Here is a 21,317-nt window from a genome sequence, read left to right as displayed (position 1 = left end):
CCGGCGCACTGCCCAACCCCGCCCCCGCGCTTGGCCAGCATACCGACGCGGTGCTGGAAGGCCTTGGCATCGGCACGGCACAGCGCGAGGCATGGCGCATGGCAGGGATTATCTGACCAGGAGACCGGCATGACTGCCAGGAAGGTGTACATACATGAAGTCGCCACGCGAGACGGCTTCCAGAACGAGGCCCGCTTTGTCGAGACCGATGACAAGGTTGCCCTGATCGACGCGCTGAGCGCATGCGGCTACGCCAGGATCGAGGTGACTTCCTTCACCTCGCCCAAGGCGATTCCCGCGCTGCGCGACGCGGAAGCGGTGATGCATCGCATCGCGCGGCGCCCCGGTGTGGTCTACACGGTGCTGGTGCCGAATGTGCGCGGCGCCGAGCGGGCCCTCTCCTGCCAGGTCGACGAGGTCAACCTGGTGATGTCGGTCAGCGAAAGCCACAACCGCACCAACCTGCGCATGTCGCGCGAGCAATCGTTTGCCCAGCTTGCCGACGTCATCCGCGTGGTGAGGGAGACGCCGACCGCGATCAACATCTCGCTGTCGACCGCGATGGGTTGCCCGATGGAAGGCGACGTGCCGCTGGAAAACGTGCTGGGCTGGATGCAGCGCTTCGCCGACCTGGGGGCTCACGGCGTGACGCTGTGCGACACCACTGGCATGGCGTTCCCGTCCCAGGTCGCGAGGCTGTGCCAAGCCGCGCGGCGGCAGTTCCCCGGCCTGGCGCTGACCCTGCATTTCCACAATACCCGGGGCCTGGCGCTGGCCAATACGCTCGCCGCGCTGGACCAGGGCATCGACCGCTTCGACGCTTCGCTGGGCGGCCTCGGTGGCTGCCCGTATGCGCCGGGCGCGACCGGCAATGTCTGCACCGAAGAACTCGTCCATATGCTTGAACTGGACGGCTACGACACCGGCGTCGACCTGGCTGCCATCCTGGATGCCGCCGCGCGCTTGCCTGGCCTGATCGGCCATGACGTCCCAAGCCAGCTGCTGAAGGCCGGCCGCCGCCTCGACCTGCATCCGATGCCTGCCGCCGACGCGATCCCCGAACAACGGGCCTTCCAGCCCTGACACCGACCCGGAAACCATCATGTCCCTGATCGACCATCTTGACCATCTGGTGCTCACCTGTGTTGACCTCGAAGCCACGCGGCACTTCTACACCGAAGTCATGCAGATGCAGCCTGAAACCTTCGGCAACGGTCGCCTGGCCTTCCGCTTCGGCAACCAGAAGATCAATCTCCACCAGCGCGGCGCCGAGTTCGAGCCCAAGGCACACCTGCCCGTTCCCGGCGCACTCGATCTCTGCTTTATCGCTTCCGTCCCGCTCGACGACGTCATCGCCCATCTTCGGCGATGCCAGTGGCCCATTGTCGAAGGACCGGTGGCGCGCACCGGCGCAACGCAGAAGATCCGCTCGGTCTACGTGCGCGATCCGGACCTGAACCTGATCGAGATATCAGAACTGGTCGACTGAAGATCGGCCAACCCGGCAAAACGATGGAGGAGACACCCATGAAACGCATGACGATCGCCGCGGCCGCCCTGGCGGCCCTGGCTGCGGCCGCCCCGGCCCACAGCACCAACGCCTATCCCACCAAGCCGGTCACCCTGGTGGTGCCCAGCGCACCGGCCGGATCCACCGATATCGTTGCCCGCCTGGTCGGCGAACAACTGCAGGCCGCGCTTGGCCAGCCCGTGGTGGTGGACAACAAGCCCGGTGCCAGCGGCAATATCGGCACCGAAGCCGTGGCGCGCGCCGCGCCGGACGGCTATACGCTGCTGCTTCAGTATTCCGGCTACCACGTCGGCAATCCGGCGCTGTTCCCGCAGATCCGCTGGAAGCCGTCCAGCTTCGTCCCGGTGGCGCTGGTCATGCGCGCGCCGCACGTCATCGCCATCAACGGCAAGCTGCCCGCGACATCGATAGCCGAACTGGTTACCTACGGCAAAAGCAATGGCAAGGGCCTGTTCTATGCCTCGTCCGGCAATGGCTCGATCCAGCATATCGCCGGCGAGATGCTGGCGCGGCAGACCAGGGTGCCGATGACGCACGTACCGTACAAGGGCGCCGGGCCCGTGGTCACCGACCTGATCAGCGGGCAGGTCGACATGTTCATCACGACCCCGCCGAGCGTGATCGGGCATGTGCAGGCGGGCAAGATCAAGGCGCTTGCCTATGCCGGACCGAAGCGCCATCCCTCCATGCCCAATGTGCCGACCACCGCGGAGGCTGGGCTGCCAGGGTATGAGGTGGAATCCTGGTTTGCACTGTTTGCACCGGCGAATACACCGCCGGCCATCGTCGAGCGCTTGTCCCAGGAGGTGAAGAAGATCGTGGCCAGCGACACGTACAGGAAGAAGATCGAGGAACAAGGTGCCTTTGCCGCCTACATGGGGCCGCAGGAGCTGGGCAAGTTCGTCGATCAGGAACTGGCGTCCTGGTCGCGTGTGGTCAAGACATCGAATATTCGCGCGGACTAAGTGTCGTCGATGCGTGGAAGGTCTCCCCGGGTGGGGAGACCCGTTTTTTCTATACGCCCAGGCGATTTTCCAGCCGGCTGGCGGCGACATACAGGCGCGCAAGCTGGCACGCAGCATCCTCAAGCAATGCCGCCGCATGCTCCATCGCAAAGCCGATTGATACCGGCCCCTGCTGAATCGAGATGCACCCGTCGAAGGCTTCGGCCAGTCCGGCATCGGGCTCGACGGCGCCTGAGAGCAGCGTCACCGGCACACCGGCCTGGCGCGCCATGCGCGCGATCATGGCAGGACCTTTTCCCATCATGGTCTGCGCATCGGACCGTCCCTCGCCGGTAATGACCCAGTCGAAGGCGCCGAGCCCTGCATCGAGGCCGGCAGCACCCAGCACAAAGGCCGCGCCGGGAACGATCTCGGCGCCGAGCAGGTGCAACGCAAAGCCGATGCCGCCGGCGGCGCCGCTGCCTTGCGCATCGGCAACCTCCAGCCCGACCACGGCGGCGCATCGCGTTGCAAACCGTTCCAGCCGGGCATCCGCAGCGGCCAGGTCTTGCACGCCCTTCTGCGGGCCGAAGACAAAGGTCGCGCCGTTTGGCCCGCAGAGCGGATTGTTGACGTCGGACAGGCCCAGCAGCCGGACCCGGCCAAGCTGCGCAGGCTGCTGATACGTTGCGGCGCAGATCGCGTCCAGCGTATCCAGGGTTGGCCACAATGCGTTGCCCTGCGCATCGGTAAAGCAAAAGCCGGTTTCCGCCAGCAGGCCGGCACCTGCGTCATTGGTGGAAGATCCGCCCAGCCCGATCGCGATGGTATCGACACTGCGCTCAGCGAGCGCGCGGATGACATGGCCGATGCCCCTGGTCGTGCGTTGCCCCGGCGCCAGCAGGGCGTGCGGAAGGCCGACGATTTCAGCCACCTCGACGATCGCGAGCTCGCCAAACTCCTGCGTGCGGACGCGGAAGTACCGCACCGGCCTTGGCACGCCATTGGCATCGGTGGCAACCACCGCTTCCCACACGCCCGCACGCGTGGCCGCCAGGACTTCGGCGGTACCTTCGCCGCCATCGGCGATCGGTGCCACGGTGACATCCGCACCAGGCACCGCGCGCCGGATGCCGGCGCGGATGCGATCCGCCACCTCGGTCGCGCTGAGGCTGCCTTTGAACGAGTCAGGTGCAACCAGCACCTTGAGTCCTGCTGCTTTCATTGTCGGCACCATCCTTCGTCCGGCGGGCACGTCATGCGGCCACCACGTTCCTGGGCGCGCCTTGCGCGAAGGCACAGATATTGTCGATAAGCTGGTCGGCCAGGCCTTGCACGGCCTCGTCGCTGGCCCATGCAACGTGCGGGGTCAGGATGAAGTTCGGCGCATCCTTCAACTGATGGAACGGGTGTTCCGCGCCGGGCGGCTCCTGCGTCGCAACGTCGAAGCCGGCCCCGGCCACCTTTCCGGATTGCAGCGCTTCCACCAGCGCCGCTTCATTGACCAGCCCGCCTCGGGCGGTGTTGATCAGCAACGGGCGCCGCTCCATCTTCGAGAACTCCGCGGTGTCGATCAGGTTGCGTGTCTGCGCCACCAGCGGGCAATGCAAGGTGATGATGTCGCTACGGCGCAGCACCTCGTCGAAAGGCGTGTAGAGCGGGCCCATGCCCTCGCGTCCCTTGTGGGCCGCAAACAGCGGCTGCATGCCCAGCGCACTCGCCATCCTGGCCACCGACTGGCCGAGCACGCCGTCGCCGATGATGCCAAGCACCGACCCGTGCAAGTCCTTGATCGGGTAGTCGAAGAAGCAGAAGGATCCGGATTCCTGCCAGCGGCCGCGCCGGACCGCATCGTGGTAGGCGGCCAGGCTTCGCCGCAGCGCGAAGATCAGGGCAAAGGTATGTTCCGGCACCGTATGGACGGCATAGTTGCGGATATTGGAGACGACGATGCCGCGGGCGGCACAGGCTTGCAGGTCGACAACATCGGTGCCGGTCGCCGCAATGGCGATGAGCTTCAGGTTCGGTGCCTGCTCAAGCTGGCGGGCATCCAGCTTCACCTTGTTGGTGATGACCACGTCCGCAGCGGCGATGCGCGCGGCGACGTCCTCGTCAGGCGTTTCCCCGTAGAGTTGGAGCTCATGCGGGAACGGCAGCGCTGGCAGCGTGATCTGCGGCGAGATGGTGGAACGGTCCAGGAATACGATCTTCATTGCCATGACATCCAGGTTGCGGGCCCCCCGCAGCGTGCCGATGTGAGGCACGGCTTGTCACACTGGCGCGTAGGGACGGGCTGCGGTCGAAGGGCGGCAGGCATCTGCCGCGTTATTGCGCCACAGACATGATGAGGGGAGGCAGGCCCAGCTGGAATCGCGGCTTTCTCCATCTTCCTTTCTCAAATGGAAAGGCAATGGCCACGTCACGGCAGCATCGGCCCTGCATGGCGTGGAACATTTCGGCCTGGGCTGACACGAACTACGTGAGGGGCCGCGGAAACGCCGACGCTGCGCGACGGCATCACATTCCCCGGCCATTCGCGGTAGCTATGGCAGGAGGACCCACATGAACACCACTGCAAAACTCATTCCCTCAACCGAGTTGGCGCAACAAAACCCCGTCCGGTTTCCCAATGAAAGCGCGGAGTACCGCAAGGCGCGCAATGCGCTGCTCGCGGAGGAGATCGAGCTGCGGCGCCACATTGAGCGCGTGGCCGAACAGCGCCGCGGCCTGCCCGCGGGCGGCGAGGTGACAAAGCGCTATACCTTCCAGGGCGAACGCGGTCCGGTCACGCTGGCCGAACTGTTCGGCGACAAGGACACCCTGGTCATCTACAGCTATATGTTCGGACCGCAGCGGGAGCAGCCTTGCCCGATGTGCACGTCGGTGATGGCGTCGTGGGATCACAAGGTCCCGGACATCGAGCAGCGCGTGGCGCTGGCGATGATCGCCCGCTCGCCCATCGATCGCCTGGTCGCCGCCAAGAAGGCGCGGGGCTGGACCAAGCTGAAGGTCTATGCGGACGTCGACGGCGATTTCACCCGCGACTATGTCAGCCCCGAAGATGCCGACGCTCCGGGCTACTCGGTGTTTACGCGCCGGGACGGCAAGATCCGCCATTTCTGGAGCAGCGAGATGTATGCCCTCTCGGTCGACCCGGGTCAGGACCCGCGCGGTGCGCCGGACCTGGATCCGCTGTGGACCCTGCTGGACACCACGCCGGAAGGCCGGGGGGCGGATTGGTATCCGAAGCTGGAATACCCCGAGGGGAAATAATCGTCCTCGATGGCAGGGTCAGGCCTCGGGTTGGTGGCAAACCACTTCGATGTTGTGCCCGTCCGGACCAATCACGAACGCCGCATAGTAGTTGGCGTGGTAGTGCGGGCGCAGGCCAGGCGCACCATTGTCTTTGCCACCCGCCTCCAGGGCCGCGCGATAGAAAGCTTCGACTTGCCGGCGATTCTCGGCCGTGAACGCCAGGTGAAGATGCGCCGGCTTTTCCTCGGTCTGGAACAGGCACAATGAAGCCTTGCCCTTTGGGCAAAGCTCGACACCGTACGCCGGCGGCCCCTCCGAGGCAACCGCTACGCCGAGCGGTTCGAGTGCCTTGAGGAAGAACGCCTTGCTCGCTGCATAGTCGCTGACTCCGAATTTGACGTGGTCAAACATGGGTTCTCCTGAAGTGTGTGGGCCCTGCGCGCGGCCCGACCCCAGAGTTTGACGATGAACCAAAAAAAATGCCAGCCATCCCGGATGGCCGGCACCAAGCTCACAGCAGTTGGAGACTGAGACCCCGCCGCGCGTCGCCGCCGCCGGACCGCGCGCGCTCGGGGCAAGCCTCAATCTGCCTGACCTCGACAACATCGCCTTCGTCCACCCGGACTCGTCCGTTCGGGGTATGCGAACCGAAGTCACACGGCTCTAGTGTGTCCCTTCCCGATGACTTTCATGAAGGAGGGGCCGATGGCCAAAGCAGAGAATCTCGTGACGTCGATCCAGGTGGAGATCGACGCACCGGTAGCGCTGGTGTGGGAAGTGCTGACCGACTTTGCGCGCTACGCGGAATGGAATACGTTCTGCCCGGAGCTGGAGACCACCGGCCGGCTCGGCGACATGGTGTACATGCAGGTGCGCATCCCCGGCACCGACCAGGTCATCCCGGTCAACGAGTACCTGGTGGCGTGGGAGCCGGAACGCCTGCTCTCGTGGGAGCAGCGCCCCACCGACGAGAACAAGGATGCAGCCCGGCGCGACCAGTACCTGGAAGCCGTCGGGCCCGGGCGCACCCGCTACTTCACCACTGACCTGTTCCTGGGGCTGAACGCGGAGACCATCATGCGCGAGCACGGTGCCTGGGTGAAGCAGGGCTTCGACCAGGTGGCACGGGACGTCAAGGCGCGCGCGGAAGCGCTGAATGCGCAACGGCAGGCTGGCCTGCGCTGAGCAGTCATTGCCTGTACGCGGGCGGGAGCGCCGCTACTCCCGCATCCTCTCCGCCATGAATGCCCGCAGCATCTCCATTGCGGGCGTCTCGGTCCGTCCCTGCAAGGTGATCAGCGCGAACTGCGCGCTGGTGTGCAAGGGCGGCGTCAATGCCAGCTCCACCAGTTCCCCGCTTGCCATGGGCTCGCGCGCGGCGGCGATGATGCCGAGGAACACCGCATCGGTGATGCGGGCGGCTTCCACCAGGCTGGAGATCTCCTCGCAGCGCAGCGTGACCATCTGGTCGGGATGCGCGCGTGGCCCGAAGTGGGCGATCAGGATGCGCGCCACCTCGTCCGACAGGGGGCTGGAAGCGATCGGATAGGCCAGCAGATCGTCGAAGCTCACGCGGCGCAGCTTGCACAACGGATGGCCGCTGCGGCACATGAAGCCGGCGCGCAGGTCCGGCAGCCGCTCCACGCGCAGGTCGGGGCCCGGCACTAGCGAGCGCAGATCGATGACCACGCCGTCAAGCGCGCGGGCGCGTAGCTGCTGAAGCTGCAGATTGGTCGCGCCGCGCGAAATGGTCAGCCTGACCCTGGGATGGTGCCTGGCCATATGCACCAGCAGCGGCGTCATCAGCATGGCGCCCGGCCCGGATCCCAGGCCGATGCGCAGCGTGCCCGCCTGGCCGGCCTGCAACGCCAGCGCGCTCTGCCTGAGCTCGCCAGCCTCGAAGACGATGCGCCGTGCCCTTTCCAGCGCCAGCTGCCCGAACGGCGTCAGTTCGTTGCGCTTGCCGATGCGGTCTACCAGTGGCATGCCCAGCTCCGCTTCCAGGGCCTGGATGCTGCGGCTGAGTGCCGGCTGCGTCAGATGCAGCCGCGCGGCAGCCTGGCTGAACGAGCCGGTCTCCGCCAGCGCGATCAGGTGCTTGAGCTGAATCAGGTTCATCGCCGTCCTCGCATGCAATCTTGTAATGATAATGAGAAAAATGATGCATTGGACATCAGGTTGCCGCCTTCCTAACATGGCTGCCAGCCGTGCGTCCCGCCGGGGCAACAAGACAGACGCGGCATCCATGATCAGGAGACGACGATGACCCTCACACAATGCCTGCGCCGCCCGCTGACGAGGCTGACTGGCGGCCTGCTTGCCGCCGTGCTGGCCAGCCCGATCTGCGCCGGCGCGGCCGGCGCGACCGCAGCCGCGGGGGCGACCGGGGCGTCCTATCCCGCCAAGCCGATCGCACTGATGGTGCCCTATCCCGCCGGCGGCGCCTCCGACGCCATCGCCCGCGTGCTGAGCCAGCCCGTCGGCAAGCAGCTCGGCCAGACCGTGCTGGTGGAGAACCTGGGCGGCGTCAGCGGCGCCATCGCCGCGCAGAAGGTGCTGTCGGCGCCGGGCGACGGCTACTACCTGTTCCAGGGCTCTCCCAACGAAGTGATCCTGTCTCCGCTGGCCAATGCCGCGGTCAAGCTGCAGGCGGAGGACTTCCAGCTGGTGCAGCCGATTTCCACCGCGGTGCTGGCACTGATCGCACGCAAGGACCTGGAAGCCAACTCCGCGGACGAACTGATCGCCCTGGCGCGCAGCCGCAAGGACAAGCCGCTGTCTTACGGCAGCGTGGGAGTGGGCTCGCTGTACCACATCCTGGTCGAGCATATGCAGCAACTCACCGGCACCAGGATGACCCACGTCCCTTACAAGGGCGCGGCGCCGCTGGTACAGGACCTCGGCGGCGGCCAGCTCGACTTCGCCATCGTGCCGTTCAACGCCGCGCTCGGCGCGATGGCCCAGCAGGGACGGCTGAAACTGCTCGCCACCGCGGGCGCCACCCGGGCGCCGCTGTTGCCCAATGTGCCCACCATCGGCGAAGGCAAGCTGCTGAAGAACTTCGCCTTCACGATCTGGACCGGCTTCATGGTGAAGAAGGGAACCCCGCCCGAGGTGGTGCAGCGCCTGAACCTGGCGCTCGGCAATGTCCTCAAGGATCCCGCCGTGCGCGCCGGGCTGGAAGCCCAGATGCAGACCGTGGCCACGCCGATGACGCTGCAGGAGGCGGCCCGCTTCTACGAAGGCGAGACGGCGCGCTACCGCGGCCTGGCCAAGGCCATCGGGCTGCAGCCGCAATGACGCAACGCCAATGCCATCGCATATAGAGAGGAGAGAAATCCCATGCACGCCATCCTGGAATCGCTGCGCTCCCGCGCGGACAAGTTCGTTGCGCTGCGCCGCGACATTCACCAGCATCCGGAACTTGGCTTCCAGGAGCACCGCACCAGCGACGCCGTGGCCGAGCGCCTCGCCCAATGGGGCTACGACGTGGAGCGCGGGCTGGGCGGCACCGGCGTGGTGGGCAGGCTGCGGCGCGGCAGCGGCACGCGCCGGCTCGGCCTGCGCGCCGACATGGACGCCCTGCCGATCGGCGAGGCGACCGGCCTGCCCTACTCCAGCAGCCATGCCGGCGTCATGCATGCCTGCGGGCACGATGGGCACACCGCCATGCTGCTTTGCGCCGCGGAATACCTGGCGCAGGAAGCGCAGTTCTCCGGCACGCTAAACCTGATTTTCCAGCCGGCCGAGGAAGGCATGGGCGGCGCCGTGCGCATGATCCAGGACGGGCTGTTCGAGAAGTATCCCTGCGACGCCGTCTTCGCCATGCACAATATGCCTGGCATCACGCAGGGACGGCTGGTGCTGCGCGACGGTCCCACCATGGCTTCGTCGGACTACGCCACCGTCACGGTCAGAGGCGTGGGCGGCCACGGCGCGCTGCCGCACCGGGCAGCCGATCCGCTGGTGGCCGCCGCCGGCATCGTGCTGGCCCTGCAGACCGTGGTCTCGCGCAACGTCGACCCGCTGCAGATGGCGGTGGTGACGGTCGGCGCCATGCATGCCGGCAAGGCCAACAACGTGATCCCGCAGGAAGCCACGCTGGAAATCAGCGTGCGGGCGCTCGACCGCGACGTGCGTGCCACCCTGGAGCGGCGCATCAAGGCGCTGGTGCAGGCCCAGGCGGAAAGCTACGGCGTGCGCGCCGAGATCGATTACCGGCAAGGCTATGCGGTGCTCGTCAACACTCCGGAAGAGACGGAATTCGCGCGCCAGACGGCGCTCGCCTTGCTTGGGCCGGACAAGGTCGTGCCGCAAGGCCCGGCGCTGCCCGGCAGCGAGGACTTCGCCTTCATGCTGGAGCGCTGCCCCGGCAGCTATCTGCTGATCGGCAACGGCGATGGAGACAGCGCAGGCGCCTGCATGGTGCACAACCCCGGCTACGACTTCAACGACGACAACGTCACCATCGGCGCGGCCTATTGGGCGCTGCTGACGCAGCGCTTCCTGATCGACTGAGGTTGCAGATCGCTGTTTCGGCTATTAGGGACTGGCCCGTCGATCGACCTGCATAGGCAGGTCGATCGACGGGTCAATGCGGAGGTCTCTGGCTTAGCACCACCAACGCCGCGGTGCCGCGGCTGCGCACGCAGGCGTCGTTGCAGTGGTCTTGCGCCGCGTCGGCGGAGGCCACGCTGACAGCGGGCATCTCGTCCTGGCTGCCATGCGCGGTGGCAAGGTCGCCGCCCACGGCAATCGCCCAGGCCGCGCCCATCGCGGCGCCGGCCCCGGCCAGGCCCGCCGCCCAACGAAATCCGAGCCGCTTCATGCTGTCTCCTCCGCACCCTTGCTGGGTTTCCATGCTTTTGAAAGCATCGTAGTCAGCGCCGGCCCGAAACGCTTCGTCCGAGCAGACTAAGGGGTATCCCGCAGCAGCGCCGGATCGAAAGTGGCGTCGGGTCGACAGGAAGGGATGGTGGACAGGGCCGGATGCGGCGGCACGTCGGGCCCTTGATACAGCCGGGCCAGCGCTGCGGCACAGCCGGACAGGCCAGACGGCGCGAGATGCATGGCGTGCGCGCTCAGCAGGCCCCACAGGTGCGCCACCAGCAGGCCGGCCATGCCTGGGGCCGGCAGCAGGCCGGCGAAGGTTGCGCGCAGGGTCTCGACGCCCGCCAGCACGCGGGCGCGCAGCGGGCAAAGCTCGCAGTCGTCGCCGCACTTGTGCTGCAGCAGGGCGGCCAGCAGGCTGACATGGCGCGCCAGGTCATCGCCATCGAGCAAGGCGGCCAGCGCCTGCTCCAGCGTGCCTGGCCCGTTGGCGGCGCGGCCTTGCGCCAGCGGCGCGAGGCGGGCGGCGAAGTCGGCTTCGGCGCACGACAGCAGCGCGCCGAGCAACTCGGCGCGGGAACGGAAATGCCCGTAGACGGCCCCGCGCGTCATGCCGATGGCGCGGGCCACATCGTCCACGGTGACGCAATGCAGGCCGCGGTGCCGGATCAGTTGCAGCGCGCTGGCCAGGATGCGCGTCCGCGTGACGGCGGCATCTTCGCGGGTGTGGCGGGCCATGGGCGCGGCGGGCCTACAGGAAATGCACGTCGTCCGGCCCCCAGTGGGCGCGCATGCTGCGGATGCGGCCATCTGCGCCGAACGTCATGATGTCGGTCACGTCGATGCGGGCCGGCCGCCCTTCCAGGCGGGCATGCGCGGCAAAGGTCAGCGCGGCGGCGTCACCGTGCGAGCCGCGCGGCGGCGCCACCACCTCCAGGCGCGCGCCCAGTGCGGTGGTGTGTTGGTAGAAGGCCAGGATGGCCGGCTTGCCGGCGATCGGCTGCGCGCCGACCGGGTCTTCGACGGTGGCATCGTCGGCGTAGAGCGCGGCAACGCCCTGCGCGTCACCGGCATTGAAACGATCGACATAGGCGAGCAGCGTGGCTTTCATCGCGGCGCTATCGGGCATGGGGTTCTCCTTGTCTGGTGGTTCTAGCGTGCGGTGTAGCCGCCGTCGATCACCAGCTCGGCGCCGGTGACGTAGCGCCCGGCGTCGGACACGAGGTACAGGATGCCCGCGGCAATGTCGCGGGGCTGGCCCACCTTGCCCGCGGGGGTCTGTCCACCCAGGTAGTCAAACAGCGCCTCGCCCTGCCCCGAGGCCTGGGCCACGTGTTCGAGCATCGGCGTGCGGATATAGCCGGGATGGATCGAGTTGGCGCGAATCCCCTTGCCGGCATAGAGCATGGCATCGGTCTTGGCCATCATCCGCACCGCGGCCTTGGATGCGTGATAAGGCGGCACGTCCGGCCCGCCGGCGATGCCGTACATCGACGACACGTTGACAATGGCGCCGCCGCCGGCGCGCTCCATGTGACCGATGGCGTGCTTGGTGCACAGGAAGGTGCCGGTCACGTTCACGGCCATGACCTGCTGCCATTGCTCCAGCGCGAGCTCATGGGTCGGCGCATTGGGCCCTTCGATGCCGGCGTTGTTCACCAGGATGCCGAGGCCGCCGAAGCGCGCCGCGATCTCCGCGAACACGCGCTTCACGTCGCTTTCGCTGGTGACGTCGAGCTTCCAGAACTCGGCCTCGCCGCCTTCGGCGCATATCGCTTCCGCGGTGGCCTTGCCGTCGGCTTCCAGCACGTCTAGTACCGCGACCTTCGCGCCGGCCGCCGCCAGCACGCGGGCGGTTTCCGCGCCGATGCCGCGCGCGGCACCGGTGATGGCGGCAACCTTGCCGCGCAGGTCGAACAGGCTATACGGGTATTCCATGATGTCTCCTGGGTCTTCTTGTGTGGACGTGCGAGCCAATTATGCCGCCCCGCCCTGGGCGGTATCCGCCAGGAAGCCGAGACATTCACGGTTGAAATATGCGGCGTGCTCGACCATCACCCAGTGGCCGCAGCGGTTGATCATGACGAAGCGCGCGTCGGCGCAGCCGGCCAGGAATCTGGTGGCGCCCGAGGCGGGATTGAACTGGTCTTCCGTGCCCCAGAAGCCAAGCACCGGGCAGCGGATCTCGCCCAGCCGCTCGGTCAGGTTGGGCACCTTCATGGTGGCCAGCACCTCGCGCGGCTGCTCGCGGCACACCGCCATGCGCTCATCGACCAGCGCGTCGGTGACCAGGCTGGCGTCGTGCACCAGCAGTTGCAGCAGCTGCCGCATGGTGTCCGGGTTCATGTGGCCGCCGGTAAACAGCGACACCATGCGCTGGATGCCCTCCATCTGGAAATAGGTTTCCCGCTCTTCCACGCCGCCGGGCGCCATCATCACCAGGCGGCTGACATGCTCCGGGAAATCCAGCGCGTACTTCAGCGCGATGGCGCCGCCAAGCGAATTGCCCACCAGCACGCAGCGCGGCAGCTCCAGTGCCAGCAACTGCTCACGCAGCGCGGCGACAAAGAAGTCCAGGGTGTACTCGACATCGTCCGGCTTGGACGACAGGCCATACCCGGGCAGGTCCACCACCACGGTGCGAAGGCCCGCCTCGGCGAAGGCCGGCGCGTTGTGGCGGAAGTTGCTGTGCCCGCTCGCGCCCGGCCCGCTGCCGTGGATAAAGACCACCGGCTCGCCGCTGCCGGAGTCCAGGCAGTGCAGGCGCAGGCCCGTTGACGTGATGACGAAGCGCCCGACCGGCAGGTTCGGGTGTGGGGACAAAGGCGTGTGCTGTGACGTAGCGGACATGAGGGCGTCTCCCGTGGTTTGCCCAGCATATTGCGCAGCGCTGCCCGCGCGGGCATCGTTCATTCGGACTACGATCCGGACGGCCACTTCTCCTACGATGGGCGCTCCATGCATCAAGGGGGACCCATGACAGGATTCGACTACACCGGCCAGACCGTGCTGGTCACGGGCGGCATGCGCGGCATCGGCCGCGCCATCAGCGAGGCCTTCCTGCGCGCCGGCGCGCAGGTCTTCGTATGCGGCCGCACCGCGCCCGCCGACGACAGCGAACTGCCGGCCGCGGATGGCCGCAGCGCCCGCTTCATCCCGGCGGACATCCGCGACATCGAACAGGTCGATGCCATGCTGGCGCAGATCGCGCACGCCAGCCCGACGCTCGACGTGGTCATCCACAACGCCGGCGGCTCGCCGTTCGCGCTGGTTGCGCAGGCCTCGCCACGGCTGCTGGAATCGGTGATCCGGCTCAATCTGGTGGCGCCGCTGCAGCTCGCGCAGCGCACCAATGCACGCATGCAGCAACAGGCTGGCGGCGGCACCCAGCTGTTCGTCGGCAGCGTCAGCGCGCTGCGCCCTTCGCCCGGCACGGCGGCCTATGGCGCCGCCAAGGCCGGCATCCTCAATGCGGTGCGCACGCTCGCGGTGGAATGGGCGCCCAAGGTGCGCGTTGCCGCGGTCAGCCCGGGCGTGGTGCTGACCGAGACCTCGCAGCAGCAGCACTACGGTGACCCCGAGGCGTTGCGCACCATGGCCGCGACGGTGCCGCTGGGCCGGCTCGCGCATCCGGACGACATCGCCGGCGCGTGCCTGTTCCTGGCATCGCCGCAGGCGTCGTACGTATCTGGCGCCAATCTCGTGATCGATGGCGGCGGCGAGCGCCCGGCCTTTCTCGACGCCGCTTCGGTCAATCGCGGCTGAGCGGCCCGCCTGTAGGGAAACCGCCTAGTCCGTTCTGCCGATTTGTGCATGGCTGCCCCTCTCTACGCTTGCGACCAGGCGAGCGCCATTCGAAGTGCCAGGCAACGAACCAACACCGACACCACGGGGGAGACCACCATGCACCATCCACAACTCGGCCCACTGAAACGCCGCAACCGGCTGCGGCCAATCGCTGCCGCGGCGGCACTGGCCGCGCTGCTTGCAACGCCAGCGAGGGCGGGCGACACCATCGACCTTGGCCACGACACCACGCTCGACTACAGCGTCACCGCCTCCTACGGCGCGGCGGTGCGCACCGGCCACCAGAGCAACACACTGCTGAGCCCCGCCAATATCAACGGCGACGATGGCAACCGCAACTTCAGGCGCGGCGACCTGATCGCCAACCGCGTCTCGCTGCTGGGCGAAGCGCATCTCAAGCACGACGTCTTCGGCGCGCTGGTGCGCGGCAGCGTGTTCCAGGACTGGGCCTACAGCGGCACCAACTCGAACAATGCGCCGTTCACGGTCAACCACAGCGGTCCGTTCAACCAGTTCACCAACTCGGCGCAGGACTATCACGAGCACCGCGCGCAACTGCTCGATGCCTATGTCTATGGCGCGGCGCCGATCGGCAGCACGCAGCTGAGCTTCAAGCTGGGCAACCAGGTGGTCGCCTGGGGCGAGAGCCTGTTCTTCGCCAATATCGCCGGCGCGCAAGGGCCTGCCGATGCCACCAAGGCCTTCGTGCCGGGCGCCGAGGTCAAGGACATCCTGCTGCCGGTGCCGCAGGCGTCGCTGCAGCTGCAGGTCACGCCGGCATTCAGCGTGATGGGCTATTACCAGTTCACCTACAAGCCGAACCAGATCTTCGCACCGGGCAGCTATTTCAGCTCCACCGACGTGGTCGGCCCGGGCGCGGAGTTCATCATCGGGCCCGGTTTCAACATCCCGCGCGGCCCGGATATCCGCCCCTCGGACTGGGGGCAATGGGGCGTGGGCGCGCGCTTCCGCGTATTTGACAGCACCGAGATCGGGCTGTACCAGCTGCGCTATCACGACAAGAACCCGAGCGTGGTCACCTCGCTCTTTCCCACGCTGCAATACCAGCAGAAGTTCTACGGCGGCATCAACCTGACCGGCGCCAGCTTCTCCACGCAGATGCTGGGCGCCAACGTCGCCGGTGAAGTCAGCTACAAGGACGGCGTGCCGATGCTGGTGGACGTGGCCGGCTCGCCCACCGCGACGCGCGGCAAGGCGCTGCAGGGCCAGCTCTCCGCGATCTACTCGGTGGGCCCGACCTTCCTGGCCGACTCGCAGACGCTGCTGGGCGAAGTGGCCTACCTGCACGTGCTCGACGTGGACCCGGTGATGGGCTTCAGCAAGCTGTCGAACACCCGCAACTCGGCGGCGTTCCAGGTGGGCTGGTCGCTGAACTACAACAATGTGTTCGATGGCTGGGACATGAGTGTGCCACTCACCTACGCTCAGCAGTTCAGCGGCCAGTCGGCGGTGGCCGGCGCCTTCGGCACGCTGTTGGGCTATGGCGACAAGCGCGCCAGCGTGGGGCTGACCTTCAAGTACCTGAACAACCTGGAGCTTAACCTGACCTACGCCGCGTTCATCGGCGGGGCCAACATCGCCAACCGTCCGCTGGCTGACCGCGACTATGTGGCCTTCAACGCCAAGTACTCGTTCTGACCTTTTGTCCTGACCCGAACTGCCGCGGCGCGCTGCCGCCGCGGCAGTGCGGCCCGACCCTCCCCTGCCATGAACGCCGACCTGATCACCACGCTCAGCAATGAACTCCACCATGCGCTGGTCACGCGCTCGCCGGTGCCGCCGCTCAGCGGCCGCGGACTGGGGCTCGACGTCCACGCTGCCTATCGCATCCAGCAAGGCTTTATCGCCCACCGGCTGGCGGCCGGCGACCGCGTCACCGGCAAGAAGATCGGCGTGACCAGCGCGACCGTGCAGCAGATGCTGGATGTGCACCAGCCGGACTTCGGCATCCTGCTGCAGAGCATGCAGTACGCCGCCGGGCAGCCCATCCCCACCGAAACCCTGATCCAGCCGCGCGCCGAGGGCGAGATTGCCTTCTTCCTGCGGCGCGACCTGCGCGGCCCGGGCGTGACGCGCGCCGATGTGCTCGACGCCACCGAAACGGTGGCGGCCTGCTTCGAGATCGTTGACTCGCGCATCCGGGACTGGCGCATCCGCATCGAGGATACCGTCGCCGACAACGCCTCTTGCGGCGTCTATGTGCTCGGCGAGGAACGCGTCAGCCCGCACGCGCTGGACCTGGGCGCATGCGCGATGACGCTCGAGAAGAACGGCAAGTGCGTCGCCACCGGGCTTGGCAGCGCCGCGCTGGGGCATCCCGCCGACGCGGTGGCGTGGCTGGCCAACACCCTGGGCAGCTTCGGCATTCCGCTGCTGGCCGGCGAGACCATCCTGTCGGGTTCGCTGGCGGCGCTGATTCCGGTGCAGGCGGGCGACCGGCTGTCCATGCATATCACCGGCATCGGCGGCTGCAGCGCCGTGTTCCGCTGACTTACACGACTTTCCTGACTTCCTGACTTTGCCAAGCGAGACCCCATGAACAAGATCCGATGTGCCCTGATCGGGCCCGGCAATATCGGCACAGACCTGCTTTACAAGCTGCGCCGCAGCGACATCCTGGAACCGGTCTGGATGGTCGGCGTGGAGCCGTCCTCCGAAGGCCTGGCGCGCGCGCGCGAGCTGGGACTGAAGACCACCAGCGACGGCATCGACGGCTTGCTGCCGCACCTGGAGGCCGACGATATCCGCATCGCCTTCGATGCCACCTCGGCCTACGTCCACGCCGAGCACTCGGCCAGGCTGACCGCGCGCGGCGTGCGCGTGATCGACCTGACGCCGGCGGCGATCGGGCCGTTCTGCGTGCCGCCGGTCAACCTGGACGCGCATATCGGCAGCAACGAGATGAACGTCAACATGGTCACGTGCGGCGGCCAGGCCACCATCCCCATGGTGTATGCGGTCTCGCGCGTGCAGCCGGTGGCCTACGGCGAGATCGTGGCAACGGTGTCGTCGCGCTCGGTCGGGCCCGGCACGCGCCGCAATATCGACGAGTTCACGCGCACCACGGCAGGCGCGATCGAAGCCGTGGGCGGCGCGCGCCAGGGCAAGGCCATCATCGTGATCAACCCGGCCGAGCCGCCGCTGATCATGCGCGACACCATCCACTGCCTGACCGACGATGCGCCCGACGTTGCCGCGATTACCGCCTCGGTGCACGACATGATTGCCGAAGTGCGCAAGTACGTGCCCGGCTACACGCTGAAGAACGGCCCGGTGTTCGACGGCAAGCGCGTGTCGATCTTCCTGGAGGTCGAGGGCCTGGGCGACTACCTGCCCAAGTATGCCGGCAACCTGGACATCATGACCGCCTCGGCCGCCCGCACCGCCGAGTGCATTGCCGCCGCCATGCGCGCCGACAGCGCGCAAGAAGCCGCCAACGCCTGAGGAGCCAGCCATGGTCCAACACATCACCCTGCACGACATGACCCTGCGCGACGGCATGCACCCGAAGCGCCACCAGATCTCGCTGGAACAGATGAAAGACATTGCCCGCGGGCTGGACGCCGCCGGCGTGCCGCTGATCGAGGTCACCCACGGCGATGGCCTGGGCGGCGCCTCGGTCAACTACGGCTTCCCCGCGCACAGCGACGAGGAATACCTGCGCGCGGTGCTGGGCGAACTGAAGCAGGCGCGCGTCTCCGCGCTGCTGCTGCCCGGCATCGGCACCGTCGACCACCTGCGCATGGCGCATGAGATTGGCGTGCATACCATCCGCGTCGCCACCCACTGCACCGAGGCCGATGTCTCGGAGCAGCATATCGGTATGGCGCGCAAGCTGGGCATGGATACCGTGGGCTTCCTGATGATGGCGCACATGGCACCGGTGCAGACGCTGGTGCAGCAGGCGCTGCTGATGGAAAGCTATGGTGCCAACTGCCTGTATATCACCGACTCGGCCGGGCACATGCTGCCGCACGACGTCACCGAGAAGCTGGGCGCCGTGCGGCAGGCGCTGCGCCCCGAGACCGAGCTGGGCTTCCACGGCCACCACAACCTTGCCATGGGCGTGGCCAATTCGCTCGCCGCGATCGCCTGCGGCGCCAGCCGCATCGACGCCGCCGCGGCAGGACTGGGCGCCGGTGCCGGCAATACGCCGATGGAAGTGCTGGTGGCCGTGTGCGAGCGCATGGGCATCGAGACCGGCGTCGACGTCTACCGCATCGCCGACGTGGCCGAAGACCTGGTGGTGCCGATCATGGACCACCCCATCCGCATCGACCGCGACGCGCTCACGCTGGGCTATGCCGGCGTGTACTCGTCCTTCCTGCTGTTCGCCAAGCGCGCCGAGGCCAAGTACCGCATCCCCGCGCGCGAGATCCTGGTCGAGCTCGGCCGGCAGCGGCTGGTGGGCGGGCAGGAGGACATGATCGAGGATACGGCGATCACGCTGGCGCGCGAACGGGGCCTGCTGGTGCCGTGACGCTGTCGCCCCGGTTTCGATCAAGCCTGGCGGCGCCGCTGCGCGGCCGGGCATGGCTTTCATCAGGCACCAGAGAATGGAGACAGGTTCCCATGCTTCGACTTCCCACCCGCCTGCGGCTCGCTAGCCTAGGTATCGCGGCCGCGGCACTCGCCGCCGCGGCCAGCCCCGCGCACGCGCTCAATATCCTGCTGACCAATGACGACGGCTGCGCCGCACCTGGCATCACCGCGGTCCGCAAGGCCCTGCAGGACGCCGGCCACCGCGTCATCACGGTCGGGCCGGCCACCAACCAGAGCGGCTCGGGCGCTGCCTATGCCGTGCCCGACGGGCGCACCCGGCTGGTAGTGGATCCGCTCGCCGGCAGCGCCGACACCTTCTGCGTGCACCGGGTCAAGGCCACCTTCGTCGCAGGCGGCGCGCTCAATGCCACCAACCCGGAATACCTGGGCAGCGGCTCGCCGGTGGACGCCACCGCCATGGGCCTGAAGATCGTTGGGCCGGAAAGCAGCTTCACGCCGGACCTGGTCGTCTCCGGGGCCAATTTCGGCGAGAACCTGTCGGACTCCATCCCGCACTCGGGCACGGTGATGAACGTGCTGTTCGCCGCGCGCCGCGGCGTGCCCGGCATCGCGCTGAGCGTTGGCGTGGACTTTGCCGAGGCACGCACCGGCTTCGGCAGCACCGTGGCCGCGTTCCCCAGGGCCGGGGCCTTCCTGGCCCGCGTGATTGCCAGCCTGGAAGCCACGCGCGCAGCCGGCCAGCCATTGCTGCCGGTGGCCCACCCGCTGAGCATCAACTACCCGATCGCTGCCGGCGGGACTCCTGCCGGCGTGCGCCTGACCACGCCTGGCACGGTGGATTCCTTTACCACCGCCTACAAGCGCAATGCCGACAACACGGTATCGATCGACGTGGGCGCGCCGGAGACCGAAGCGGCAGCGCTGGCGCGGATCGCGGAGACGCCGGCCTTCCTGGCCAAGTTCATCACGATCTCGGCGCTTGACGTCGACTTCCGCCCGACGCCGCTGGCGCGCGGCCTGTTCAACCGCTCGCGCCGCGAGCTGGCCACCCTGGCACCTTAGGCGGAGCAACCATGGGCAAGGACCTTAGATCCTGGCGCCACCTCGTGCTCGCATGCGGGGTCGCGGCGGTCGCAGCATGCGGGGATGACCATGCGCCGGAAGTGAGCGGCACGGCTGCCGTCGGCGCCGCGCTGGCAGGCGCCACCGTGCAGTTGCGCGATGCGCAAGGACAAGTGCACAACACAACCACCGATGCAAAGGGCGCATTCCGCCTGGCCGCAGTGCCGGGCGGCGCGCTGATGGTGCGCTGCGAGGGCGGGCTCGCGCAGGGCGAGCCGAACCGCCTGCGGCTGCATGGCCTGGTGCTGGGCGCGCGCACCGTGAACTGCTCGCCGCTGACCGAGCTGGCCTTGTGGAAGCTGCTGAGCGGGCCGCCGGATCAGGCGTTCGACAGTTTCGGGCAGGGGCGCGCCAGGGACCTGTCCGCCGACGCCATGGCCGAAGCGGAGGCCGCGGTGCTGGCTGCGCTGGCGGCAGGTGCCGGCGTCGATATCGACCCCGCTGCCTTACCCCGGCGCTGGCATGACACGCCGCTGGAGGCAGGCAATGCCAGCGATCCCCATGACGCCGCGCTGGATGCGCTGCGCGACGCGATTGCCGACCAGGCTTCCATGGACTTCATGGGCGAGATGGTGGTGCGCGGCGTGTGCGTGGCCGACGGAACCTGCGGGTGAGGCGGCTGCCGCTGCGGCGCGAACAGGTGGCCTGAAGCGGCCGGTGTGTTAGCCGCAAACGCCGCCCCCTGGCAAGGGGGGCGGCGTCTCTGTTTTCTTATATCACCCCTGAATCTTTCTTAAAACCCGGCGAAAATGTGGCGCGCCCGGTGTAGCCCAGGTGGTGAAGCAAGCGCACGAAGGCTGAGGCATTCGGTTCATTGAAGACATGGCTATCAAACTAGCCCGCGAAGCGCCGTAATCGCTAGAATGCGCGTTAATGCGCAGTGCGCGTTGGCCTGATCCCGGAGCCGGTATGGAACCCCTCTCTTTTGAATTCGTCACCGTTGAGGAAGCAAAGAAGGTACTGGACGGCGCGCCGCCAGTGCAAACCGAGCCTGACTGGACCGGCGTGCGGCGCCCGCCGTCGCCGAAAGATACGTTGCTGTCAGACGTCGCCATGCGGTGGCTGGCATCGCTGCCGGCCGAGGCGCGCCCCGTTGAGCTGTGCCGCCGCTATGCGCGCATCGGCAACCACCTGGCTGCGCTTTCTGCCAACCCGGCGGCTCTGCGTGCTTTCCTGGTTGAGCTGCTGATAGACAAGCGGGGTGGGCGGCAGGGGTTTCCGGATGGCATTGCGCTGGAACTGTCGCGGTTGCATGAATACATGGTGCAACAATTGCCCGGGTCCGGCGGCGGGCAGGGGTGGCC

General features: G+C 67.5%; 24 protein-coding genes. 15 read left to right on the top strand and 9 right to left on the bottom strand.

Annotated features, from left to right (window positions below; all coding sequences use genetic code 11):
• Positions 1-129 precede the first annotated feature (129 nt).
• From AC3WRI_RS30525 to AC3WRI_RS30515, 3 genes are read left to right on the top strand one after another with little or no spacing between them, the layout of a single operon-like run.
• On the top strand, positions 130-1,083 hold the full coding sequence (locus AC3WRI_RS30525) for a hydroxymethylglutaryl-CoA lyase (protein ID WP_010811646.1): 954 nt from the start codon (positions 130-132) through the stop codon (positions 1,081-1,083).
• 19 nt (positions 1,084-1,102) lie between these two features.
• Positions 1,103-1,489, top strand: a complete 387-nt coding sequence (locus AC3WRI_RS30520; RefSeq protein ID WP_010811645.1) for a VOC family protein — start codon at positions 1,103-1,105, stop codon at positions 1,487-1,489.
• Positions 1,490-1,527: 38 nt separating this feature from the next.
• Positions 1,528-2,496 carry a Bug family tripartite tricarboxylate transporter substrate binding protein gene (locus AC3WRI_RS30515; protein ID WP_011616701.1) on the top strand — a complete coding sequence of 323 codons (969 nt, stop codon included), beginning with the start codon at positions 1,528-1,530 and terminating at the stop codon, positions 2,494-2,496.
• A 49-nt stretch (positions 2,497-2,545) separates the two neighbouring features.
• Here the strand turns inward: AC3WRI_RS30515 and AC3WRI_RS30510 are convergent, their stop codons facing one another.
• Both AC3WRI_RS30510 and AC3WRI_RS30505 read right to left on the bottom strand, forming a co-directional pair.
• Positions 2,546-3,700, bottom strand: coding sequence for a glycerate kinase (locus tag AC3WRI_RS30510; protein ID WP_011616700.1), 1,155 nt, complete (start codon positions 3,698-3,700; stop codon positions 2,546-2,548).
• Positions 3,701-3,731: 31 nt separating this feature from the next.
• The gene (locus tag AC3WRI_RS30505; RefSeq protein WP_492294731.1) at positions 3,732-4,688 is read right to left on the bottom strand and encodes a D-2-hydroxyacid dehydrogenase; all 957 of its coding nucleotides are present in this window, start codon (positions 4,686-4,688) and stop codon (positions 3,732-3,734) included.
• A gap of 349 nt (positions 4,689-5,037) precedes the next feature.
• On the opposite strand from AC3WRI_RS30505, the gene AC3WRI_RS30500 reads away from it, so the two are divergent.
• On the top strand, positions 5,038-5,748 hold the full coding sequence (locus tag AC3WRI_RS30500) for a DUF899 domain-containing protein (protein WP_010811641.1): 711 nt from the start codon (positions 5,038-5,040) through the stop codon (positions 5,746-5,748).
• Between the two features lie 18 nt (positions 5,749-5,766).
• On the opposite strand, the gene AC3WRI_RS30495 is transcribed toward AC3WRI_RS30500, so the two are convergent.
• Positions 5,767-6,141 (bottom strand): VOC family protein, encoded by a 375-nt coding sequence (locus AC3WRI_RS30495; protein WP_010811640.1) that lies wholly within the window; start codon positions 6,139-6,141, stop codon positions 5,767-5,769.
• Between the two features lie 294 nt (positions 6,142-6,435).
• Between AC3WRI_RS30495 and AC3WRI_RS30490 the strand changes: the two genes are divergently transcribed.
• Complete coding sequence (locus tag AC3WRI_RS30490) at positions 6,436-6,915, top strand: SRPBCC domain-containing protein (protein WP_011616698.1); 480 nt, start codon at positions 6,436-6,438, stop codon at positions 6,913-6,915.
• A gap of 33 nt (positions 6,916-6,948) precedes the next feature.
• On the opposite strand, the gene AC3WRI_RS30485 is transcribed toward AC3WRI_RS30490, so the two are convergent.
• The gene (locus AC3WRI_RS30485) at positions 6,949-7,848 is read right to left on the bottom strand and encodes a LysR family transcriptional regulator (protein WP_010811638.1); all 900 of its coding nucleotides are present in this window, start codon (positions 7,846-7,848) and stop codon (positions 6,949-6,951) included.
• Between the two features lie 144 nt (positions 7,849-7,992).
• Between AC3WRI_RS30485 and AC3WRI_RS30480 the strand changes: the two genes are divergently transcribed.
• Entirely contained in the window at positions 7,993-9,030 is a 1,038-nt protein-coding gene (locus AC3WRI_RS30480; RefSeq protein ID WP_010811637.1) for a tripartite tricarboxylate transporter substrate binding protein, read from the top strand.
• Positions 9,031-9,072: 42 nt separating this feature from the next.
• Positions 9,073-10,248 carry a M20 aminoacylase family protein gene (locus tag AC3WRI_RS30475; protein ID WP_010811636.1) on the top strand — a complete coding sequence of 392 codons (1,176 nt, stop codon included), beginning with the start codon at positions 9,073-9,075 and terminating at the stop codon, positions 10,246-10,248.
• 73 nt (positions 10,249-10,321) lie between these two features.
• Here AC3WRI_RS30475 and AC3WRI_RS30470 read toward each other — a convergent pair whose 3' ends face one another.
• From AC3WRI_RS30470 to AC3WRI_RS30450, 5 genes are all read right to left on the bottom strand, one after another.
• Positions 10,322-10,558: a hypothetical protein gene (locus AC3WRI_RS30470; protein ID WP_010811635.1), complete on the bottom strand. Its 237-nt coding sequence runs from the start codon at positions 10,556-10,558 to the stop codon at positions 10,322-10,324.
• 86 nt (positions 10,559-10,644) lie between these two features.
• A complete protein-coding gene (locus AC3WRI_RS30465) occupies positions 10,645-11,298 on the bottom strand; it encodes a TetR family transcriptional regulator (protein ID WP_011616697.1) in 654 nt (217 codons plus the stop codon).
• Positions 11,299-11,311: 13 nt separating this feature from the next.
• Positions 11,312-11,689: a nuclear transport factor 2 family protein gene (locus AC3WRI_RS30460; RefSeq protein ID WP_439672469.1), complete on the bottom strand. Its 378-nt coding sequence runs from the start codon at positions 11,687-11,689 to the stop codon at positions 11,312-11,314.
• Between the two features lie 23 nt (positions 11,690-11,712).
• Positions 11,713-12,498 (bottom strand): SDR family NAD(P)-dependent oxidoreductase, encoded by a 786-nt coding sequence (locus AC3WRI_RS30455; protein WP_010811632.1) that lies wholly within the window; start codon positions 12,496-12,498, stop codon positions 11,713-11,715.
• Positions 12,499-12,537: 39 nt separating this feature from the next.
• On the bottom strand, positions 12,538-13,410 hold the full coding sequence (locus tag AC3WRI_RS30450; protein ID WP_439672468.1) for an alpha/beta fold hydrolase: 873 nt from the start codon (positions 13,408-13,410) through the stop codon (positions 12,538-12,540).
• Positions 13,411-13,536: 126 nt separating this feature from the next.
• On the opposite strand from AC3WRI_RS30450, the gene AC3WRI_RS30445 reads away from it, so the two are divergent.
• From AC3WRI_RS30445 to AC3WRI_RS30410, 8 genes are all read left to right on the top strand, one after another.
• On the top strand, positions 13,537-14,325 hold the full coding sequence (locus AC3WRI_RS30445) for an SDR family oxidoreductase (protein ID WP_010811630.1): 789 nt from the start codon (positions 13,537-13,539) through the stop codon (positions 14,323-14,325).
• A 138-nt stretch (positions 14,326-14,463) separates the two neighbouring features.
• A complete protein-coding gene (locus AC3WRI_RS30440) occupies positions 14,464-16,026 on the top strand; it encodes a DUF1302 domain-containing protein (protein WP_439669729.1) in 1,563 nt (520 codons plus the stop codon).
• 69 nt (positions 16,027-16,095) lie between these two features.
• Positions 16,096-16,878 (top strand): 2-oxopent-4-enoate hydratase, encoded by a 783-nt coding sequence (dmpE, locus tag AC3WRI_RS30435; protein WP_492294729.1) that lies wholly within the window; start codon positions 16,096-16,098, stop codon positions 16,876-16,878.
• A gap of 45 nt (positions 16,879-16,923) precedes the next feature.
• Positions 16,924-17,832: an acetaldehyde dehydrogenase (acetylating) gene (locus AC3WRI_RS30430; RefSeq protein WP_492294727.1), complete on the top strand. Its 909-nt coding sequence runs from the start codon at positions 16,924-16,926 to the stop codon at positions 17,830-17,832.
• A 10-nt stretch (positions 17,833-17,842) separates the two neighbouring features.
• Positions 17,843-18,868 carry a 4-hydroxy-2-oxovalerate aldolase gene (dmpG, locus tag AC3WRI_RS30425; protein ID WP_010811626.1) on the top strand — a complete coding sequence of 342 codons (1,026 nt, stop codon included), beginning with the start codon at positions 17,843-17,845 and terminating at the stop codon, positions 18,866-18,868.
• Positions 18,869-18,960: 92 nt separating this feature from the next.
• Positions 18,961-19,953: a 5'/3'-nucleotidase SurE gene (surE, locus tag AC3WRI_RS30420; RefSeq protein WP_010811625.1), complete on the top strand. Its 993-nt coding sequence runs from the start codon at positions 18,961-18,963 to the stop codon at positions 19,951-19,953.
• Between the two features lie 11 nt (positions 19,954-19,964).
• The gene (locus tag AC3WRI_RS30415) at positions 19,965-20,627 is read left to right on the top strand and encodes a carboxypeptidase-like regulatory domain-containing protein (protein ID WP_010811624.1); all 663 of its coding nucleotides are present in this window, start codon (positions 19,965-19,967) and stop codon (positions 20,625-20,627) included.
• A gap of 295 nt (positions 20,628-20,922) precedes the next feature.
• Positions 20,923-21,317: hypothetical protein (locus AC3WRI_RS30410; RefSeq protein WP_492294733.1), on the top strand; the 395-nt coding region annotated here is incomplete at its 3' end.

The sequence above is a fragment of the Cupriavidus sp. FW305-27 genome (assembly GCF_058787995.1).
The sequence above is the reverse complement of the archived record's forward strand: the minus strand, read 5'-3'. Positions and strand labels throughout refer to the sequence as shown.

Excerpts from the sequence above, each read along its gene's own strand:
- AC3WRI_RS30525 (WP_010811646.1), top strand. The coding sequence starts at position 130 with ATGACTGCCAGGAAGGTGTACATACATGAAGTCGCCACGCGAGACGGC.
- AC3WRI_RS30520 (WP_010811645.1), top strand. The coding sequence starts at position 1,103 with ATGTCCCTGATCGACCATCTTGACCATCTGGTGCTCACCTGTGTTGAC.
- AC3WRI_RS30515 (WP_011616701.1), top strand. The coding sequence starts at position 1,528 with ATGAAACGCATGACGATCGCCGCGGCCGCCCTGGCGGCCCTGGCTGCG.
- AC3WRI_RS30510 (WP_011616700.1), bottom strand. The coding sequence starts at position 3,700 with ATGAAAGCAGCAGGACTCAAGGTGCTGGTTGCACCTGACTCGTTCAAA.
- AC3WRI_RS30505 (WP_492294731.1), bottom strand. The coding sequence starts at position 4,688 with ATGAAGATCGTATTCCTGGACCGTTCCACCATCTCGCCGCAGATCACG.
- AC3WRI_RS30500 (WP_010811641.1), top strand. The coding sequence starts at position 5,038 with ATGAACACCACTGCAAAACTCATTCCCTCAACCGAGTTGGCGCAACAA.
- AC3WRI_RS30495 (WP_010811640.1), bottom strand. The coding sequence starts at position 6,141 with ATGTTTGACCACGTCAAATTCGGAGTCAGCGACTATGCAGCGAGCAAG.
- AC3WRI_RS30490 (WP_011616698.1), top strand. The coding sequence starts at position 6,436 with ATGGCCAAAGCAGAGAATCTCGTGACGTCGATCCAGGTGGAGATCGAC.
- AC3WRI_RS30485 (WP_010811638.1), bottom strand. The coding sequence starts at position 7,848 with ATGAACCTGATTCAGCTCAAGCACCTGATCGCGCTGGCGGAGACCGGC.
- AC3WRI_RS30480 (WP_010811637.1), top strand. The coding sequence starts at position 7,993 with ATGACCCTCACACAATGCCTGCGCCGCCCGCTGACGAGGCTGACTGGC.
- AC3WRI_RS30475 (WP_010811636.1), top strand. The coding sequence starts at position 9,073 with ATGCACGCCATCCTGGAATCGCTGCGCTCCCGCGCGGACAAGTTCGTT.
- AC3WRI_RS30470 (WP_010811635.1), bottom strand. The coding sequence starts at position 10,558 with ATGAAGCGGCTCGGATTTCGTTGGGCGGCGGGCCTGGCCGGGGCCGGC.
- AC3WRI_RS30465 (WP_011616697.1), bottom strand. The coding sequence starts at position 11,298 with ATGGCCCGCCACACCCGCGAAGATGCCGCCGTCACGCGGACGCGCATC.
- AC3WRI_RS30460 (WP_439672469.1), bottom strand. The coding sequence starts at position 11,689 with ATGCCCGATAGCGCCGCGATGAAAGCCACGCTGCTCGCCTATGTCGAT.
- AC3WRI_RS30455 (WP_010811632.1), bottom strand. The coding sequence starts at position 12,498 with ATGGAATACCCGTATAGCCTGTTCGACCTGCGCGGCAAGGTTGCCGCC.
- AC3WRI_RS30450 (WP_439672468.1), bottom strand. The coding sequence starts at position 13,410 with ATGTCCGCTACGTCACAGCACACGCCTTTGTCCCCACACCCGAACCTG.
- AC3WRI_RS30445 (WP_010811630.1), top strand. The coding sequence starts at position 13,537 with ATGACAGGATTCGACTACACCGGCCAGACCGTGCTGGTCACGGGCGGC.
- AC3WRI_RS30440 (WP_439669729.1), top strand. The coding sequence starts at position 14,464 with ATGCACCATCCACAACTCGGCCCACTGAAACGCCGCAACCGGCTGCGG.
- dmpE (WP_492294729.1), top strand. The coding sequence starts at position 16,096 with ATGAACGCCGACCTGATCACCACGCTCAGCAATGAACTCCACCATGCG.
- AC3WRI_RS30430 (WP_492294727.1), top strand. The coding sequence starts at position 16,924 with ATGAACAAGATCCGATGTGCCCTGATCGGGCCCGGCAATATCGGCACA.
- dmpG (WP_010811626.1), top strand. The coding sequence starts at position 17,843 with ATGGTCCAACACATCACCCTGCACGACATGACCCTGCGCGACGGCATG.
- surE (WP_010811625.1), top strand. The coding sequence starts at position 18,961 with ATGCTTCGACTTCCCACCCGCCTGCGGCTCGCTAGCCTAGGTATCGCG.
- AC3WRI_RS30415 (WP_010811624.1), top strand. The coding sequence starts at position 19,965 with ATGGGCAAGGACCTTAGATCCTGGCGCCACCTCGTGCTCGCATGCGGG.